At 63.8% G+C, this 16629-nt stretch carries 23 protein-coding genes; 6 read left to right on the top strand and 17 right to left on the bottom strand.

What is annotated here, in order from left to right:
* Positions 1 to 3: 3 nt before the first annotated feature.
* Both ACT89O_RS02130 and ACT89O_RS02125 read left to right on the top strand, forming a co-directional pair.
* The gene (locus ACT89O_RS02130; protein ID WP_487261681.1) at positions 4 to 714 is read left to right on the top strand and encodes an AraC family transcriptional regulator; all 711 of its coding nucleotides are present in this window, start codon (positions 4 to 6) and stop codon (positions 712 to 714) included.
* Positions 715 to 816: 102 nt separating this feature from the next.
* Positions 817 to 1650: a DMT family transporter gene (locus ACT89O_RS02125; protein ID WP_055396222.1), complete on the top strand. Its 834-nt coding sequence runs from the start codon at positions 817 to 819 to the stop codon at positions 1648 to 1650.
* A gap of 84 nt (positions 1651 to 1734) precedes the next feature.
* Here the strand turns inward: ACT89O_RS02125 and ptsP are convergent, their stop codons facing one another.
* From ptsP to ACT89O_RS02100, 5 genes are read right to left on the bottom strand one after another with little or no spacing between them, the layout of a single operon-like run.
* Entirely contained in the window at positions 1735 to 3504 is a 1770-nt protein-coding gene (gene ptsP / locus ACT89O_RS02120) for a phosphoenolpyruvate--protein phosphotransferase (RefSeq protein WP_055395009.1), read from the bottom strand.
* On the bottom strand, positions 3501 to 3770 hold the full coding sequence (locus ACT89O_RS02115) for an HPr family phosphocarrier protein (RefSeq protein WP_055395006.1): 270 nt from the start codon (positions 3768 to 3770) through the stop codon (positions 3501 to 3503). Before ACT89O_RS02115 ends, ptsP begins: the two co-directional genes overlap by 4 nt.
* A complete protein-coding gene (locus tag ACT89O_RS02110) occupies positions 3739 to 4191 on the bottom strand; it encodes a PTS sugar transporter subunit IIA (protein ID WP_055395004.1) in 453 nt (150 codons plus the stop codon). Before ACT89O_RS02110 ends, ACT89O_RS02115 begins: the two co-directional genes overlap by 32 nt.
* Positions 4188 to 5474, bottom strand: a complete 1287-nt coding sequence (locus tag ACT89O_RS02105) for an MFS transporter (RefSeq protein WP_431151596.1) — start codon at positions 5472 to 5474, stop codon at positions 4188 to 4190. Before ACT89O_RS02105 ends, ACT89O_RS02110 begins: the two co-directional genes overlap by 4 nt.
* A complete protein-coding gene (locus tag ACT89O_RS02100; protein WP_487261680.1) occupies positions 5471 to 6019 on the bottom strand; it encodes a hypothetical protein in 549 nt (182 codons plus the stop codon). The genes ACT89O_RS02105 and ACT89O_RS02100 overlap by 4 nt, the downstream gene beginning before the upstream one ends.
* Before the next feature lie 204 nt (positions 6020 to 6223).
* Here ACT89O_RS02100 and ACT89O_RS02095 point away from each other — a divergent pair, with 204 nt between their 5' ends.
* Entirely contained in the window at positions 6224 to 6727 is a 504-nt protein-coding gene (locus tag ACT89O_RS02095) for a peroxiredoxin family protein (RefSeq protein ID WP_121422005.1), read from the top strand.
* Positions 6728 to 6963: 236 nt separating this feature from the next.
* On the opposite strand, the gene ACT89O_RS02090 is transcribed toward ACT89O_RS02095, so the two are convergent.
* Positions 6964 to 7419, bottom strand: a complete 456-nt coding sequence (locus tag ACT89O_RS02090) for a c-type cytochrome (RefSeq protein WP_055394996.1) — start codon at positions 7417 to 7419, stop codon at positions 6964 to 6966.
* 159 nt (positions 7420 to 7578) lie between these two features.
* Here ACT89O_RS02090 and ACT89O_RS02085 point away from each other — a divergent pair, with 159 nt between their 5' ends.
* The 3 genes from ACT89O_RS02085 (at position 7579) to ACT89O_RS02075 (ending at position 10634) form a co-directional block, all read left to right on the top strand.
* Positions 7579 to 8259 carry a cytochrome b/b6 domain-containing protein gene (locus tag ACT89O_RS02085; protein WP_176887951.1) on the top strand — a complete coding sequence of 227 codons (681 nt, stop codon included), beginning with the start codon at positions 7579 to 7581 and terminating at the stop codon, positions 8257 to 8259.
* Between the two features lie 46 nt (positions 8260 to 8305).
* Complete coding sequence (locus ACT89O_RS02080) at positions 8306 to 8797, top strand: GNAT family N-acetyltransferase (RefSeq protein ID WP_121422003.1); 492 nt, start codon at positions 8306 to 8308, stop codon at positions 8795 to 8797.
* A gap of 946 nt (positions 8798 to 9743) precedes the next feature.
* The gene (locus tag ACT89O_RS02075) at positions 9744 to 10634 is read left to right on the top strand and encodes a reverse transcriptase family protein (RefSeq protein ID WP_487262807.1); all 891 of its coding nucleotides are present in this window, start codon (positions 9744 to 9746) and stop codon (positions 10632 to 10634) included.
* A 143-nt stretch (positions 10635 to 10777) separates the two neighbouring features.
* On the opposite strand, the gene ACT89O_RS02070 is transcribed toward ACT89O_RS02075, so the two are convergent.
* The 11 genes from ACT89O_RS02070 to rplC all read right to left on the bottom strand — a co-directional run bounded on the left by ACT89O_RS02070 (position 10778) and on the right by rplC (position 16412).
* A complete protein-coding gene (locus ACT89O_RS02070) occupies positions 10778 to 11287 on the bottom strand; it encodes a peroxiredoxin (protein ID WP_055394989.1) in 510 nt (169 codons plus the stop codon).
* 258 nt (positions 11288 to 11545) lie between these two features.
* Positions 11546 to 11815: a 30S ribosomal protein S17 gene (rpsQ, locus tag ACT89O_RS02065; protein WP_055394987.1), complete on the bottom strand. Its 270-nt coding sequence runs from the start codon at positions 11813 to 11815 to the stop codon at positions 11546 to 11548.
* A 9-nt stretch (positions 11816 to 11824) separates the two neighbouring features.
* Entirely contained in the window at positions 11825 to 12019 is a 195-nt protein-coding gene (rpmC, locus tag ACT89O_RS02060) for a 50S ribosomal protein L29 (protein ID WP_055394985.1), read from the bottom strand.
* 16 nt (positions 12020 to 12035) lie between these two features.
* The gene (gene rplP / locus ACT89O_RS02055; protein ID WP_015012190.1) at positions 12036 to 12452 is read right to left on the bottom strand and encodes a 50S ribosomal protein L16; all 417 of its coding nucleotides are present in this window, start codon (positions 12450 to 12452) and stop codon (positions 12036 to 12038) included.
* Between the two features lie 2 nt (positions 12453 to 12454).
* A complete protein-coding gene (gene rpsC, locus ACT89O_RS02050) occupies positions 12455 to 13336 on the bottom strand; it encodes a 30S ribosomal protein S3 (RefSeq protein WP_055394983.1) in 882 nt (293 codons plus the stop codon).
* A 15-nt stretch (positions 13337 to 13351) separates the two neighbouring features.
* Positions 13352 to 13684: a 50S ribosomal protein L22 gene (gene rplV / locus ACT89O_RS02045; RefSeq protein WP_007847806.1), complete on the bottom strand. Its 333-nt coding sequence runs from the start codon at positions 13682 to 13684 to the stop codon at positions 13352 to 13354.
* A gap of 9 nt (positions 13685 to 13693) precedes the next feature.
* Positions 13694 to 13969 (bottom strand): 30S ribosomal protein S19, encoded by a 276-nt coding sequence (gene rpsS / locus ACT89O_RS02040; RefSeq protein WP_010467177.1) that lies wholly within the window; start codon positions 13967 to 13969, stop codon positions 13694 to 13696.
* Between the two features lie 10 nt (positions 13970 to 13979).
* Complete coding sequence (gene rplB, locus ACT89O_RS02035) at positions 13980 to 14804, bottom strand: 50S ribosomal protein L2 (protein WP_010467175.1); 825 nt, start codon at positions 14802 to 14804, stop codon at positions 13980 to 13982.
* A 2-nt stretch (positions 14805 to 14806) separates the two neighbouring features.
* Positions 14807 to 15121 (bottom strand): 50S ribosomal protein L23, encoded by a 315-nt coding sequence (gene rplW, locus ACT89O_RS02030; protein ID WP_010467173.1) that lies wholly within the window; start codon positions 15119 to 15121, stop codon positions 14807 to 14809.
* Entirely contained in the window at positions 15118 to 15738 is a 621-nt protein-coding gene (rplD, locus tag ACT89O_RS02025; protein WP_008906425.1) for a 50S ribosomal protein L4, read from the bottom strand. The genes rplW and rplD overlap by 4 nt, the downstream gene beginning before the upstream one ends.
* The gene (rplC, locus tag ACT89O_RS02020) at positions 15738 to 16412 is read right to left on the bottom strand and encodes a 50S ribosomal protein L3 (RefSeq protein ID WP_055394981.1); all 675 of its coding nucleotides are present in this window, start codon (positions 16410 to 16412) and stop codon (positions 15738 to 15740) included. Before rplC ends, rplD begins: the two co-directional genes overlap by 1 nt.
* Between the last annotated feature and the right edge of the window lie 217 nt (positions 16413 to 16629).

The following is a 16629-nucleotide window of genomic DNA, read 5'->3' as shown; positions in this document are numbered from 1 at the left end:
ATCATGGGCGCAGCGGAATCGCTCTCGCTGCGGCGCTACGGCGCATCGCCGGGCAGCCATAGCCACGATCACTTCCAGATACTGCTGGGTCTCTCCGGCGCACTGGACCTGGAAGTCGCGGGGCACGGTGTGCGCGTGGCGCCCGGTGGCGGCTGCGTGATTGCGCCGGGGGATCGCCACGACTTCAAATCGTCGCGCGGCAGCGTCTGCCTGGTGCTCGACAGCGCCCACCCCGGCTGGGCGCAGTGCGCCAGCGCGCAGCTCACTACCGCACTGCCCACCGATGCGCTGCCCCTGGCGCACTACCTGGCCAGCGCATTGCAACAAGGCCGCCCGCTGGCGCAGACCCACGGCCCGGCATTGCTGCTGGAAGCGTGGCTGGCGGGCTCAGCGCCCCATACATCCCTCCACCGATCCACGCGCCAACGCACTATCGATTGGCCTGCTCTGCAGCGCTGGGCAGCCCTGCAATGGCACCGCGAACTCAGCGTTGCCGACTTGGCGGCGCAGGTGCATCTGAGCCCCAGCCAGTTCGCTACCAGGTGCCGCGAAGACCAGGGCATGGGTGCCATGGCCTGGCTGCGCGGCCAGCGCCTGGCACAGGCGCGGCTGCTGCGGGGCACAGGCATGGCCGTGGCCGAAGTGGCGCGGCGCACGGGCTACCGCTCGCCCTCGGCCCTCACGGCGGCACTGCGGCGCGCTGAAGATCACTGAATCACTGACAAAGGCTGCCGCGTCCAGCAGACGATCACCACGCGACGACGGACCATCGTTGCGCGACGATTCCGAATGTCCTGCGCGCGTAAGCTCGGCGCTATGCAAGCCAACCTGTACGCCCTGGGCGCCATCGCGCTGTGGGCCTCCCTCGCCTCGCTGGGTGTCTCGCTCACCCACATTCCACCGTTCCTGCTCACGGGCATTGCGCTCATCATCGGCAGCGTGCCAGCCTGGCCGTTTGTGCTGCGTGACCCGTCGCAGTGGCGCATTCCACTGCGCACGCTAGCGCTCGGTGTGTATGGCCTGTTTGCGTACCACTTCCTGCTGTTCATTGCGCTGCGCCACGCGCCGCCCGTGGAGGCCAATCTGGTGAACTACCTGTGGCCGCTGTTCATCGTGGTGCTCTCGCCTGTGGTGCTGCCCGGTGTGGCTCTGCGCCTGCCGCATGTGCTGGCGGCGCTGCTGGGTTTTGGGGGCGCAGCCATTGCGATTGCGGGTGGACGCGAGCTGAGTGGCACGCTGGCCTGGGGTTACCTGCCCGCGCTGGCCGCAGCATTCATCTGGGCCACGTACTCGCTCATGACCAAGCGCGTGGCGGCTTTTCCGACCACGGCCATCGGCCTGTTCGGACTGGTGTCCGGCGTGCTGTCCCTGTTGTGCCATGTGGTGTTGGAGCCCGCCGTGGCGCTGCAGCCGCGCGACTGGGCCCTGCTGGCAGTGCTGGGCCTGGGGCCGCTGGGGGCGTCGTTTTTTATGTGGGACAAGGCCCTCAAGCTCGGAGACGCACGGCACATCGGCATCCTGAGCTACATCACTCCGCTGGCGTCCACCGCGCTGCTGATCGTGGTGAGTGGCCGCTCGTTCAGCTGGAGCATCGCACTGGCCACGGTGATGATCATCAGCGCGGCAGTGATGGGGATGCGGGCGCGCTGACCATGAGAAATACGCGTCAGATTGGCCTCTAGCGCTCATCTATAAAGCGCTAACAGCTATTATTTTAAGAGCAAAACCTATCGCTCAAGAGCTCAGCAACGCCGCAGGTTCGTCGCCCTCCAGCACCTGCTGCGCCCAGGGCGCCAGCTTGCGCGTGTCAGCGCGCAGCACCTCCTGCTTCACAGCCAGGATCTGCGCGGGGTGCATGGAGAAGCTGCGCAGGCCCAGGCCCAACAGCAGCCGCGTCATGGTCACATCGCCCGCCGTCTCGCCACACACGCACACGCTCTTGCCCTGGCGCTCCCCCTCGGCGATCACGTCGCCCACCAGGCGCAGCACGGCGGGGTGCAGCGGGTCGTACAGATGGGCCACAGCCTCGTCGGCACGGTCGATGGCCAGGGTGTACTGGATCAGGTCATTGGTGCCGATGGAGAGAAAGTCGAAGTACTTGAGGAAGGTGCGCACCATGAGCGCGGCGGCGGGCACCTCGATCATTGCGCCCAGCTGCACCGGGCCGTAGGGTTCGCCACGCGCATCCAGCTCACCCCGGGCCAGGTCCACCTGGGCGAGCGTCTGCTGAATTTCGTGCGTGTGCGCCAGCATGGGGAACAGCAGGTTGACCTTGCCATGCGCCGCCGCACGCAGCACAGCGCGCAGCTGGGTGCGGAACATGGCCGGGTCGGCCAGGCTCCAGCGGATGGCGCGCAGGCCCAGCGCGGGGTTCAGGTAGTTGTCCTTGTGGCTCTTGTGGTCCAGCGGCTTGTCAGCGCCCACATCGATGGTGCGGATGGTGACGGGCAGGCCCTGCATGCCGTCAATGGCCTCGCAATAGGCGCGGTACTGCTCGTCCTCGCCGGGCAGGTTGCCCGTCTTGCCCATGAACAGGAATTCGCTGCGGAACAGGCCCACGCCCACGGCCCCGGCGCGCACTGCGGTGGCCGCGTCGCCGGGTTGTTCGATGTTGGCCAGCAGCTCGATCTTGTGGCCGTCGATGGTGATGGCAGGGGTGTGGCGCAGCCGGGCCAGCCGCTCGCGCTCGAGCTCCACCTGGCGCTGGCGAAAGCCGTATTCGGCCAGGATGATGGGCGACGGATCGACAATGACCACACCTGCATCGCCGTCGATGATGACCCAGTCGTCCTGCCGCACCAGCTGACTGGCGGCGCGCGCACCGACCACGGCCGGGATGTCCATGCTGCGCGCCACGATGGCGGTGTGCGATGTCTTGCCGCCCACGTCAGTGACGAAGCCGGCGAACACGCTTTGCTTGAACTGCAGCATGTCGGCGGGCGAGAGGTCGTGCGCTACCAGCACCAGGGGCACGTCCACCGTGTCGTCGAGCAGCAGGTCTTGCTGCAGGCCCAGTTGCTTGTGGCGGCGCGGGCTGCTGACCGGCGGCGCCACGGGGCTGGCCACGCCCTTCATGTAGCGCAGGATGCGCTCGACCACCTGTTCCAGGTCAGCCTTGCGCTCGCGCAGGTACTCATCCTCCATCTCGTCGAACTGGCGCGCGATGACTTCAAGCTGCGTGGTCAACGCCCACTCGGCGTTGTACAGGCGCTCGGTGATCCAGTGCTTGACGCCGCCCGTGAGGGCCTCGTCCTGCAGCAGCATCAGGTGCACGTCGAGCAGCGCGGTCAGCTCATGCGGCGCATCGGCGGGCATGTCGGTCTGCAGGCGCTGCAGTTCCTCGACCACGGCATTGCGGCCGTTGCGCACCCGCTCAATCTCGCCCTCGACCTGTTCTGGCTTCACAAAATAGTGCGCCACGTCCACACGGCTGGACGCCACCAGCACGGCACGGCCGATGGCAATGCCGCGAGCGACTGCGAGACCGTGGACGGAAAAAGTCATTCACCCTCACCAAATTTGTCGGCAATCAAGGCCAGCAGGGCATCCATGGCCTCCTGTTCACGATCCCCGTTGGTTTCAATCTCCACCTCAGTGCCCATGCCGGCGGCCAGCATCATCACGCCCATGATGCTCTTGGCGTTGATGCGGCGGTCGCCACGGCTCATGAAAACCTCACAGGGGAAGCTGCCAGCCAGCTTGGTCAGCTTGGCCGAAGCGCGGGCATGCAGGCCCAATTTATTGCTGATGGTCGTACGTGTCTTGATCATGTCGATTACGGGTGTTCTGGTTCTGCGGCGCGGAGATGGCCACCTGCATCACGCCCTGGGTGCCCCCCACCACGGCGCGGGTGACCACCGCGTCGAGGGGTTCGTGGCGGTAGCTCACGGCCCGCAGCAGCATGGGCAGGTTGACCCCCGTCACCAGGCGCGAGCGCACGTTCTCGATCACGCGCTGCGCCACGTTGCAGGGGGTGGCACCAAACACGTCGGTGAGCACCAGGGTGGAATCTGCGCCCAGTTGCTGCAGCATGATGCGGGCCTGCGCCAGCGACTCTTCGGGCGGCTGGTTGGGCTGCACGTCGAGAGCGGCCACGTTGTCGCCGCAGTCGGGAAACACATGCAGCGCACATTCGCGCAGTGCATGGGCCAACGGGGCGTGGGCAATGATGAGGATGCTGGTGGTGCTCATGGCGTGGTGGTTTGCAACACATTATGGCGCCGCCCCTGCAGCAGGAACCACGCGTAGGCGACCGCGTTGCACGCCAGGTACACCGCCATCGCGGCCTGGAACGACTGCACCGTGGACAGGCCGGCCGCGGCAAAGGCGTCCACCCCCAGGCCAATGCCCCACTGCACCACAAACACGCCCGCAAAAATCACCAGGTTGTAGGCTGACAGCGCGCGCCCCGCCAGCGCCTGCGGGAACGCCATGGCCACCGCAGGCTGCGACAGCGACACAAACGTGCACGACACACAAAACAGCGCCCAGGCACCGCCTCCCGCCTGCGGCCCCGCCAGAATGATGCCCAGCAACACCACCAGGCACAGCGGCAAGCCCGCAGCCATCAGCCGGTCGGCTCCCAGCCCCTTGCGCAGCAGCCAAGGGTTGACCATGCCCCAGGTCCAGAACGTGCAGAGCATGGCCACGTTGATCCAGAACAGCCCCGTGGCAGCCTCCAGCGGCGAGTAGCCCGCCACCCGCTGCATCCATGGGCCTGCCCATAGCGTCTGCATGGCCACCATGCCGCCGTACACAAAGAAGCCCAGGGGCGCCAGGCGCTGGAAATACGGGTGGCGCCACACCATCGCATAGCCCGGTGGCACAGTGACACCGCTGGGGCCGCGCTCCGCCGTGGCATCACCACCACCACCGCCCGCGCCCGGTGTGCCCGCCGCCCAGCCGGGCACCCAAACGGCAATCACCACCATCGACAGCGCGATCAGCGCCGCCAACCCCCAGAACAGCGGCCGCCACCCCACCAAAGGCAGTGCCCACTGCACAGGCAGCGTGGACGCCACCATGCCCAGCGAGCCCGTCATCAGCATCCAGGAGTTGGCGCGCATCTGCGCAGTGGGCTCAAACCAGCGCCTATAGCCCGTGAGCGGCGCCATCAGGCAGGCGCTGACCCCTGCGCCACACAACACACGCCCGGCCAGCAGGCCCGAAAACCCCGTCGCCACCGAAAACACCAGGCTGCCCACCACGGCCACGCCCAGAAATCCCAGCGCCACCTTGCGCGGGCCATGCCGGTCCAGCCAGGTGCCCAGCGGCAGCTGCGTGGCCGCAAAGCCCAGAAAGTACCCGCCCGCAAGCAAGCCCAGGTCGCTGGCCTGCAGCGAAAACTCCTGCGCCAGTGTGGGCGCCAGCGTGGCCGTAACCGCCCGCACCAGCGCCGACAGGAAGTAGGCGAAGGCAAAGGCCAGAAAAACGATGACCGCTGCCCGCCTGGGCAGCACTGCATGCCCGGTCATTGGAGCACCATCCCTGCAAAGAACTGGTCGGCCAACTCGGGGCGGGGCTTGCCCGTGTAAACCACCGCGTGGTACAGACGCATCTGCGGCCCCGCAGCGCGCGCAAACCACACGCCCTGGGCAAACACGGGGCTGCCATCGGCACGCTGGCCTTGCACCACGGTGCGCACCGACTGCGGCAGGGGCAGTGCACCCTTGGGGGCATACGGCGTATCAGCCGCCGTGGCTGCGGCGCCCGCGCCGAGGTTGGCGACCACAGCGGCCCGCCAGTGCCGCAGGGCAGCGCCCGCTTGGGCAGGGTCTGCCAGGGCCGCATGCGACACGGCAAATGTGGCGCCGTCGGCATCGCAGCCCGCCATGGACAGCTCGACGGGCACCCCCGCCAGTTCAACCGTGCGCGTGGCCTGGTCAGGCTTGCAAGGCAAGGTGATGGTGATGCCGGCCTCGGGCAAAGGCACGCTGCGCCAGTTCAGTGCAGGGCTGCAGCCCACGAGCAGCCACAGCAACGGTGGCAGGGCAGCAGCCCGGGTTGGTGTCCAGTTCATCGGTCGATTATCGGCACAGTGACCCAGATCAACAGGCTGCATCCCCTGCGGGCGAACTTTTGCCCGCCAAGCCGACTCCATCCCAAGTTGGGCCTGCGGGCCACCCGTGAAGACAGGCGTTGTTGTTAGGGCAGGTCCGGCACAATGCCGGTTGCAGGCCCGGGTACCCACAGGGGCCACAGTTTCAGGATGAATGGACAAGTCATGGCGATCAAGCATTGGGCGGCAGGGGTGGCAGTGGCAGCATTTGCGGCCGTGGGTGCCTATGTGTACCTGGATACAGGCCGCTCTGCGGCACCGGAATCCACCTTCGTGTTGCTAAACGGCACGAGCCAATCCACCGCCGATCTGCGCGGCAAGGTCACGCTGGTGAATTTCTGGGCCACCAGCTGCACCACCTGCGTGGCCGAAATGCCCGAGATCGTGGCCACCTACAACAAGTACCACGCCAAAGGCTTCGACACGCTCGCCGTGGCCATGAGCTACGACCCGCCCAGCTACGTGGTGAACTTTGCCGAAACCCGCAAACTGCCCTTCAAGGTGGCGATCGACAACACTGGCAAGGTGGCCCAGGCCTGGGGCGATGTGCGGCTCACGCCATCGACCTTCATCGTGAACAAGCGTGGGGAGATTGTGAAGACCTATGTAGGTGCCCCGAATTTCCCCGAACTGCACCAGCTCATCGAGAAGCTGCTGGCAGAAACCTGAGCCACCACAACACCTTCAAAAACAAGAGGCCGATTTCGTAAGAAATCGGCCTCTTGCGCTTATGGATAAAGCGCCAGCAGCTATCAATTTTGCGAATGGCATCTGAAACTGGCGTTGCCCAGAGGAGCGGACGCCGCGCAAGGGCCGCCCCGCCGCGCTGGCGTCGTCCCCCTTCCCGGAGCGCGTAGCGCGTAGAGAGAAGGGGGAAGCGGCGCAGCCGCTCAGGGGGATGTACCCTATTTCGCGCGGTAATTGTCGTGGCAGGCCTTGCAGGTGCCAGCGGCCGCGCCGAATGCGGTCTTGAGGTTGTCCAGGTTGCCCGTCTTGGCCGCAGCGGCCAGCTTGACGGATTCGGCTTCGAGCTTGTCGGAATGCTCCTTGAACTTGGCCTGTTCGGTCCAGATTTCAGGCAATGCCTTGGTGGGCGCGCCCTTGTCGGTGCCCGCGCCAAATCCCGCCCAGGGCAGCTTGGCCATCTGCGCCACCACGTCCGCGTTCTCCTGCGCGGCCTTGGCGTCGAACGGGATACGGCCATTGGCCATGGCCCCAAGGCGGCCAAAGTGCTGGCCCATCACAAACAGCGCGCTCTGGCGGTATTTGATGGCGTCTTCCGCCTTGGCGAACTGGGCAGAGGCCGGTGCGGACAAGGTCAGCGTAGCGGCGGCAAGGGCGAACGCGGCAAGTGCTTTCATAGGGAGATTCCTTTTTCGTGGGGTGGACAGGCTCTGAGAGCCCGGGGCAAGTATGCCGTTTTACCGCCCATTTCGCAGCGGGCATGCTCTTTCGGGTTGACCCCGCCTCCTTCACAATGCGGCCCACCACCCTTCGTCCAACCACCCTGCCCCGCCGCCATGACGCAACACTCCGTACGCATCTGGGACCTTCCCACCCGCATCTTCCACTGGGCGCTGGCCGCGAGCGTCGTGGGCCTGGTCATCACCGCCAAGGTGGGGGGCAACGCCATGGAATGGCATTTCCGGCTGGGGTACGGCGTGTTGGCGCTGCTGGTGTTCCGCATGGTCTGGGGGCTGATGGGCGGGCGCTGGTCGCGCTTCACGAGTTTTCTGTACTCCCCGATGCGGGTGCTGCGGTATCTGCGCGGCTCAGCCCACGCCGAAGACAGCATTGGCCACAGCCCACTGGGCGCCCTGTCGGTCTTTGCGCTGCTGGCCGTGCTGGTGGCCCAGGTGGCCACCGGTTTGCTGAGTGATGACGAGATCGCCTTCGCTGGCCCGCTCACCCGGTTTGTGTCGAATGCAGTGGTCGGCCAGGCCACGGGCTACCACAAGGAAATTGGCCAGTACCTGGTGCTGGGGCTGGTGGGGTTGCACCTGATCGCCATCATTTTCTATGTGCTGGTTCGCCGCCAACGCCTCGTCCGGCCCATGCTGCAGGGCGACAAGCTGCTGCCCGCCCCGGCCACGCCGTCTCGCGACGACTTGACCAGCCGGGCCGTGGCGCTGGTGGTGCTGGCCCTCAGTGCCGCGCTGGCCTGGTGGGTGTCCTCTCTGGGGGCAGCGGCGGGGTTCTAGCCAGACTCGCTACACTGCGGCTTCCGCTGTTTTGAACTACTGCGTTTTGGACAAGCCTTCCGTCACCCTGCTGACCCCCACCTCGCCCGCTGAGATGGAAGCGGTCCGCACCATCTTCCGGGAGTACGCCGACACCCTCGGCGTAGACCTGTGTTTCCAGGACTTCGAGACCGAACTCGCGGGCCTGCCCGGCGACTACGGCCCGCCGCGCGGCGCACTGCTGCTGGCCCAGGTCGAAGGGGCGATTGCCGGCTGCTGCGCCCTTCGGCCACTGGATACGGCCGACTACCCGAACGCGAGCGAAATGAAGCGGCTGTACGTGCGCAAAGCCTTCCGGGGCTTCGGCCTGGGCCGCGAACTCGCGGAGGCCATGCTCGACCGGGCGCGCCAGGCGGGTTACGCCTGCGTGCTGCTCGACACGCTCGACGACATGGAATCGGCCCGGGCGCTGTACACCGACCTGGGCTTTGAAGAGATTCCACCCTACTACCACAACCCCATTGCGGGGGCGCACTACCTCAAGGTTGATATTTCTTGAGTTTTTGGTGCCTGGCGCTCACTGATATTGCGTCAATAGCTATTAAATTTATAGCAGCTATAGAATCAGACCGGCCCGGTGCCAAGCACTTCGAGCCTGTTGATCAGGATCGAGCCGTGGGGCAGCCCCACGGTGTTGTCTTCCAACGCGTCCATCGCGGCGCGCGAACCTCCCGCCACCCGTGGCGCGCAGTTCGCACCCAACCCGCAGGTTGGCACCGGGCCAACTTACTACATTTCGCAGCTTCGTGACGAAGACTCCAGCCCGTACACGCGCACTGGCCAAGGCGCTGGCCATGGCGGTGCTGGCCGATGCACGGGAGCCGGAGCGTCGCACCCTCCAGGCACTGGCAGCGCGCGCAGGTGCCTGCCTGGGTAACAACGCGACCCTGGCGGACAGCCCCGTTCCACTGTCCCCGCCGTTGTTCGAACAGCTGCGCCGCCTGTCCCACGCGTCCGGGGCCGAATGGGCGCGGCTGGAGCCTGAGGACGTGGCCACCTGGCTGTGCTGGGGTGTCTGGTGGCGCAAAGCGGGGCTGCGCAATGGCGCCACCCTGCAGTCGCTTACGACGACCTTCAGCCAGCAGGAGGAAAAAGACCAGGACGCCTGGGACGAGCTGGTGGGCGACGACGATGAAAACGCCGAACCAGCCCTGCCTTTGCACCAATGGCCCGACCCCCAACTCGCCCGGGCTTTCCGCACCTGGGCCGCCAGCCCACGCACCGGGGAGCCGTTGCACTGGCTGCTGCGCTCCGCCACGGCAGGCGCGCACCCCGCATGGATGGGCCGTGAGCGCACCACGCCCGTGCTGCTGGCCGCCACCGACGTAACCGAGGCCCTGGCCGTTTCGCTGGATGACCTCCTGTGGCTCGCGCCCGAGCATGCGCACTGGCGCGAACGCCAGGACGGGGGCCATGCCCTGCCCCTTTCGCACTATCGCTACCGCTTGCTGCCCAAGCCCAGCGGTGGGCTGCGCCTGCTGGAGGCGCCCCGCCCGCGCCTGGCCAGCACGCAGCGCCGCATTCTGGACAGCCTGCTGGCTGGCGTGCCCGTGCACGAGGCCGCGCATGGCTTTGTGCGCGGCCACGGCGTGGGCACCCACGCACAGGTCCACACCCAGCAGGCTGTGGTGATACGGTTTGACCTGGCCGATTTCTTCATGTGCATCACGGCCACCCGCGTGCGCGCGCTGTGGCGGGCACTGGGCCATGGTCGCCCGGCCGCCGAGCTGCTCACGCGGCTGACCACCACGCGAACCCCTCAGGCCATCCGGGAACGATTGCTGGAAGCAGCCCCCCTGCCGCGGGAGGCCATCGCGCAGCGCCGTGCCATCAGCACGCGCCTGAAACAGCCCCATTTGCCGCAGGGTGCGCCCACGTCGCCCGCCTTGGCAAATCTGTGCGCCTTCGGGCTGGACCTGCGGCTGAACGCCCTGGCAGAGCGCTTTGGCGCGCGCTACACACGCTATGCCGACGACCTGGTGTTTTCAGGTTCAAAGGCGCTGCACCAGCAGTGGGTGGACTTGCGCGCCTGGGTGACCGCCATTGCCCAGCACGAAGGATTCACCCTGCGCGCGGACAAGACCCGCGTGATGCCAGCGCACCAGCGGCAGTATGTGACGGGACTGGTGGTCAACGAGCGCGCCAACTACAGCCGCACACAGTTCGACATCCTCAAGGCCCGCCTGCACCGGCTGGGCCAACAGCCCCAGGTGGACATCAGCGAACGGGCCCGGCTGACCGGCGAGATCCAATGGGCCAGTCAATGGCTGGCGCCGACACGCAGAGCGAAGCTGCAGCGGCTGCTCCATGCCATCACATTTTCCAAGGAGCTTTAGACCCCGCTCAAGACCTTCACGGGATCACTTCTATGGCCCGCTTCGCCGGTTCTCGCCACGGAAATGGCGACCCCGGCAGCCGACTCAAACCAGAACGCCTCACATCGCAGGGAGCAACTCGACGCAGCCGGTTAACGCCGAACTCAAGCCTTTTGGGCTTGCTGGAGCAGCGTGTCAGCGTCGCTCACTTCAAATTTGCCCGGGGCTTCCACATTGAGGGTGACCACCTTGCCGTCGCGCACCAGCATCGAATAACGGTTGCTGCGCAGACCCAGGCCCTTGCCCGTCAGATCCAGCGTCAGACCGGTGGCCTTGGCGAAAGTGGCGTCGCCGTCGCCCAACATGCGGACCTTGCCATCGGTCTTCTGGTCACGCGCCCATGCGCCCATGACAAAGGCGTCGTTCACGCTCACGCACCAGATCTCATCCACACCTGCGGCCTTGAACTCGGCGGCCTTTTCCACATAGCCTGGCACATGCTTGGCCGAGCAGGTGGGCGTAAACGCTCCGGGCAATGCAAACAGGGCAATCGTCTTGCCAGCCGTAGCCTTGTCTACAGGCACAGGGTTCGGGCCGATGCTGCAGCCTTCGCCCTCGACTTCCGAATATTCCATGAGCGTGCTGGCAGGCAGGGTGTCACCGACTTTGATCATTGTTATCTCCTTGGGATGGTGGAATGGATAGCGGGATGAATGGGATTGGATACGCGAAGTGCCCCGCACCGCCAACACAACATGACGTGCGCAAAACAAGGCTCAGACAAGCGACTCACGCCAAAGCGAGTTGATGCCGCATCCCGATTTGCCTGAGTCCTAAAAAAGTGGTCCACAAAGCAAAACGACCCACATTGTGGGTCGTTTTGAAAGGCTTTGCCGTCCGGGGTCTTGACCCCGGGGCAATGGGATGCTGATTTACAGCAGACCGGCCTTTTGCACCAAGCGGGTAGCCACCCAGTTCTTGGTCTTGGAGAGCGGACGGCTTTCGGTAATTTCGATCACGTCGCCCAGCTTGTACTCGCCATTCTCATCATGGGCGTGGTACTTGCTCGACTTCGCAACGATCTTGCCGTAGAGCTCGTGCTTCACACGGCGCTCGACCAGCACGGTCACAGTCTTTTGACGCTTGTCGCTGACCACCTTGCCAACCAAGGTGCGCTTGAGGGATTTTTTAGGTTCCGTCATGTGGGCTCCTTACTTGGCGGCTTGCTTTTCAGCAAGAATGGTCTTTGCACGGGCGATATCGCGGCGGGTGGTGCGCAGCGTGTTGGTGTTAGCCAATTGCTGCGTAGCCTTTTGCATGCGCAGGCCGAAGTGGGCCTTTTGCAGCGCCTTGATTTCGGCTTCGATACCGGCGACGTCTTTTTGGCGAAGTTCAGTAGTCTTCATTGCTTGTTCTCCTGAATTAAGCGCCAAGGTGACGACTGACAAACGTGGTGCGCAGCGGCAGCTTGGCTGCAGCCAGGCGGAACGCTTCGCGGGCCAGTTCTTCAGGCACACCGACGATCTCGAAAACGATCTTGCCGGGCTGGATTTCGGCCACGTAGTACTCGGGGTTGCCCTTACCGTTACCCATACGCACTTCTGCGGGCTTGGTAGAGATTGGCTTGTCCGGGAACACGCGGATCCAGATACGGCCGCCACGCTTGACGTGACGGGAAATCGCACGGCGTGCAGCTTCGATCTGGCGGGCCGTGAGACGGCCACGATCGGTGCACTTCAGACCGAAATCACCGAACGCAACGGAGGCACCCCGCGTTGCGACACCGGTATTACGGCCCTTTTGCTCCTTGCGGTACTTGCGGCGAGCAGGTTGCAGCATACTTATTCTCCTTTTCCGTCCGCTGCTGTAGCGGGCGCGGCGACTTTGCGTACGCGCTTAACGGCGGTGTTATCAGCGCCACCAGCTTCCACTGGCTTGTCGCTGCCGTCGGCCGGAGCGGTGTTACCACCGACTGGACGACGTGGGCCACGGCCTGCGCCTGGACGATCGCCACCTGGGCGGCCGTCACGGCGTGGACCGCGTGGGCGGCGTTCTTCGTCTGGACGTGGGGTTTCCACGGCAGGCAGGTCGTTACGACCCAGCGTATCGCCCTTGTAGACCCAGACCTTGACGCCGATCACACCGTAGGTGGTTTTGGCTTCAGAGGTACCGTAGTCGATGTCGGCGCGCAGCGTGTGAAGTGGCACGCGGCCTTCACGGTACCACTCGCAACGAGCGATTTCGATACCGTTCAGACGACCGGACGACATGATCTTGATGCCCTGGGCACCCAGACGCATGGCGTTCTGCATGGCACGCTTCATGGCGCGGCGGAACATGATCCGCTTTTCGAGCTGTTGCGTGATGCTGTCGGCGATCAGTTTGGCATCGATTTCGGGCTTGCGCACTTCTTCGATGTTGACTGCCACTGGCACACCCAGGCGCAGAGCGAGTTCCTTCTTGAGGTTCTCGATGTCTTCACCCTTCTTGCCGATCACCACACCAGGACGTGCCGAGTAAATGGTGATGCGGGCGTTCTTGGCTGGACGCTCGATCAGGATGCGCGACACAGCCGCGTTCTTCAACTTGGCCTTCAGGTACTCACGCACCTTGATGTCTTCGGCCAGCATGCCCGCGAAGTCGCGGTTGCTGGCGTACCAACGGCTGGACCAGTTGCGGCTGACCGCAAGGCGGAAGCCGGTAGGATGGATTTTTTGTCCCATAGTCTTCCCGAGCCTTTAGTTGCCAACCGTCACGTACACATGGCACGTGGGCTTGCTGATGCGGTTGCCGCGGCCTTTGGCGCGCGCGGTGAAGCGCTTGAGCGTGGTGCCTTGTTCGACGTAGATGGTCTTGACCTTCAGTTCGTCGATGTCAGCGCCATCGTTGTGTTCGGCATTGGCGATAGCCGACTCCAGAACTTTCTTGACGATTCCCGCAGCTTTTTTCTGCGTGAAGTTCAGGATGTTCAGAGCCTGGTCCACCTTCTTGCCGCGGATCAGGTCAGCGACCAGACGGCCCTTGTCGACCGACAGACGGACGCCCCGGAGGACTGCACGTGTTTCAGACATGGTCGTTCCTTACTTCTTCGCTTTTTTGTCAGCGGGGTGACCCTTGAAGGTGCGCGTCAGGGCGAATTCGCCCAGCTTGTGGCCCACCATCTGGTCGGTGACATAGACAGGTACGTGCTGCTTGCCGTTGTGCACGGCAATGGTCAGACCGATGAACTCGGGCAGAACCATGGAGCGACGCGACCAGGTCTTGACTGGTTTCTTGTCCTTGGTGGCAACGGCCTTTTCGACCTTGGCCAGCAAGTGATGGTCAACAAATGGACCCTTTTTAAGAGAGCGAGTCATCTGTTACCCCTTACTTCTTGCGACGCGACACGATCATGATCTGTGTGCGCTTGTTGTTACGGGTGCGATAACCCTTGGTCAGATTGCCCCAAGGATCGACTGCATGGCGGCCTTCGCCGGTGCGGCCTTCGCCACCACCGTGAGGGTGATCCACAGGGTTCATGGCCACGCCGCGAACCGTAGGACGAATACCCATCCAGCGCTTCACACCGGCCTTGCCCAGTTGGCGCAGGCTGTGCTCTTCGTTGGCCACTTCACCAATGGTGGCGCGGCATTCGATGTGGATCTTGCGCACTTCGCCGGAGCGCATACGCACTTGAGCGTAAACGCCTTCACGGGCCAGCAGCGTTGCCGAAGCACCAGCCGAGCGAGCGATCTGAGCACCGGCACCGGGCTTGAGCTCGATGCAGTGGATGGTCGAACCCACGGGGATGTTGCGGATAGGCAGCGTGTTGCCAGCGCGGATCGGGGCTTCCGAACCGGACAGCAGGGTTGCGCCCACTTCCAGGTTGCGGGGAGCGATGATGTAGCGGCGCTCGCCGTCGGCATAGCACACCAGAGCGATGTGGGCCGTACGGTTGGGGTCGTACTCAATGCGCTCAACCTTGGCCGGAATGCCGTCCTTGTTGCGCTTGAAGTCCACCACACGGTAGTGGTGCTTGTGGCCACCGCCCTTGTGGCGGGTGGTGATGTGACCGTTGTTGTTACGACCGGCCTTCTGGAATTGTGGCTCCAGCAGGGGGGCGTACGCTTCACCCTTGTACAGGTGGTCACGCGTGACCTTCACCACGGCACGTTGGCCGGGCGAAGTGGGTTTCATCTTGATGACAGCCATGATTACGCGGCCTCCCCGGAGAGGTTCAGCTCTTGACCTGGTTGCAGCGTGACGTATGCCTTGCGAACGTTGTCGCGGCGGCCGATGGTCTTGCCAAAACGCTTGGTCTTGCCTTTGGTGTTCACCACAGAGACGCCCTTGACCTCGACCTTGAACATCAATTCCACAGCGGCCTTGATTTCTGGCTTGGTTGCGTTCTGCAGCACCTTGAACGTCACAGCATTGGACTTTTCAGCAACCATGGTGGCCTTTTCGGACACGATGGGAGCGACCAGCACTTGCATCAGACGACCTTCGTCAAACTTGAGTGTGCTCATGCGAACATCTCCTTGAGTTTGTCGATTGCACCCTTGGTGACGAGCACTTTCTTGAAACGCACCAGCGACACGGGATCGGCGTAACGGGGCTCAACGACGAGCACGTTCACCAGATTGCGCGAAGCCAGGTACAGGTTTTCGTCCACTTCGTCGGCAATCACCATCACCGATTGCAGGTTCATCGCCTTGAACTTGTCGGCCAGGACCTTGGTCTTGGGGGAGTCAAGCTTCAGCGAGTCGACCACAGCCAGACGGCCTTCGCGGGCCAGCTGCGACAAGATGGCAGACATACCGGCGCGGTACATCTTCTTGTTGATCTTCTGCGTGAAATTTTCGTCAGGCATGTTCGGGAAAATCCGACCGCCCCCACGCCACAGTGGCGAGGAAGTCATACCTGCACGTGCGTTACCCGTACCCTTTTGCTTGAAAGGCTTCTTGGTCGAGTGACGGACTTGCTCGCGGTCCTTCTGGGCGCGAGTGCCTTGGCGTGCATTGGCCTGGTAGGCCACGACGATCTGGTGCACCAGATCTTCGTTGTATTCACGACCGAACACGGTTTCAGGAACATCCAGCTTGGACGCGCCTTGGCCTTGGTCATTCAGGAGTTCGAGCTGCATTAGTTCGCTCCTTTGGAAGATTTGGCCTTGACCGCTGGACGCACCGTCACGAACCCACCCTTGGAGCCCGGAATAGCGCCCTTGATCAAGAGCAGTTGACGCGCTTCGTCGATGCGGATGACATCGAGGTTTTGCGTGGTCTTGGTGACATCGCCGAGGTGGCCCGTCATGCGCTTGCCGGGGAACACGCGACCGGGGTCTTGTGCCATACCGATCGAGCCAGGCACGTTGTGCGAACGGCTGTTACCGTGCGACGCGCGCTGCGAGCTCATGTTGTGACGCTTGATGGTACCGGCGTAACCCTTACCGATGGAAGTGCCTTGCACGTCGACCTTCTGGCCCACGGCAAACACATCGGTTACGGGCACAGCTGCACCTGCGGCATATTTGCCAGCGGTATCAGCAGTGACGCGGAATTCCTGGATGATTTCACCGGCTTCCACACCTGCCTTGGCAAGGTGGCCGGCTTCTGGCTTGGTTACGCGCGATGCTTTGCGCGAACCAAACGTGACCTGCAAGGCCACGTAGCCATCGTTCTCTTGGGTTTTGACCTGGGTAACGCGGTTGTTGGACACATCCACCACCGTGACAGGCACTGCGTCCCCATCATCGGTGAACAGACGCATCATGCCCACTTTGCGACCCAGCAACCCGAGGGAGTTGCTCAGACTCATTGGTTTTCTCCAAAACTCTCACCGCCACAACTTCAATTGGCTGCAGCGTTTCCGCAAGCTCTCGCCCGCGTGTATGAAAGAAGGTTAATAAAACTCCGCCAATGCACACCTTTTAACAGGCGCAAATTGAGCGAAGCCCTAAAGTATAACGCGAACTGCTTTTTCAAGCAAGTTCGCGTTATTTCAGACACTGCAAGGCGGGCGGACCCACCTCACA

This window comes from Acidovorax sp. NN32, assembly GCF_057597245.1.
Note: the sequence above shows the minus strand (reverse complement) of the source record. Positions and strands in the feature narration are given on the sequence as shown.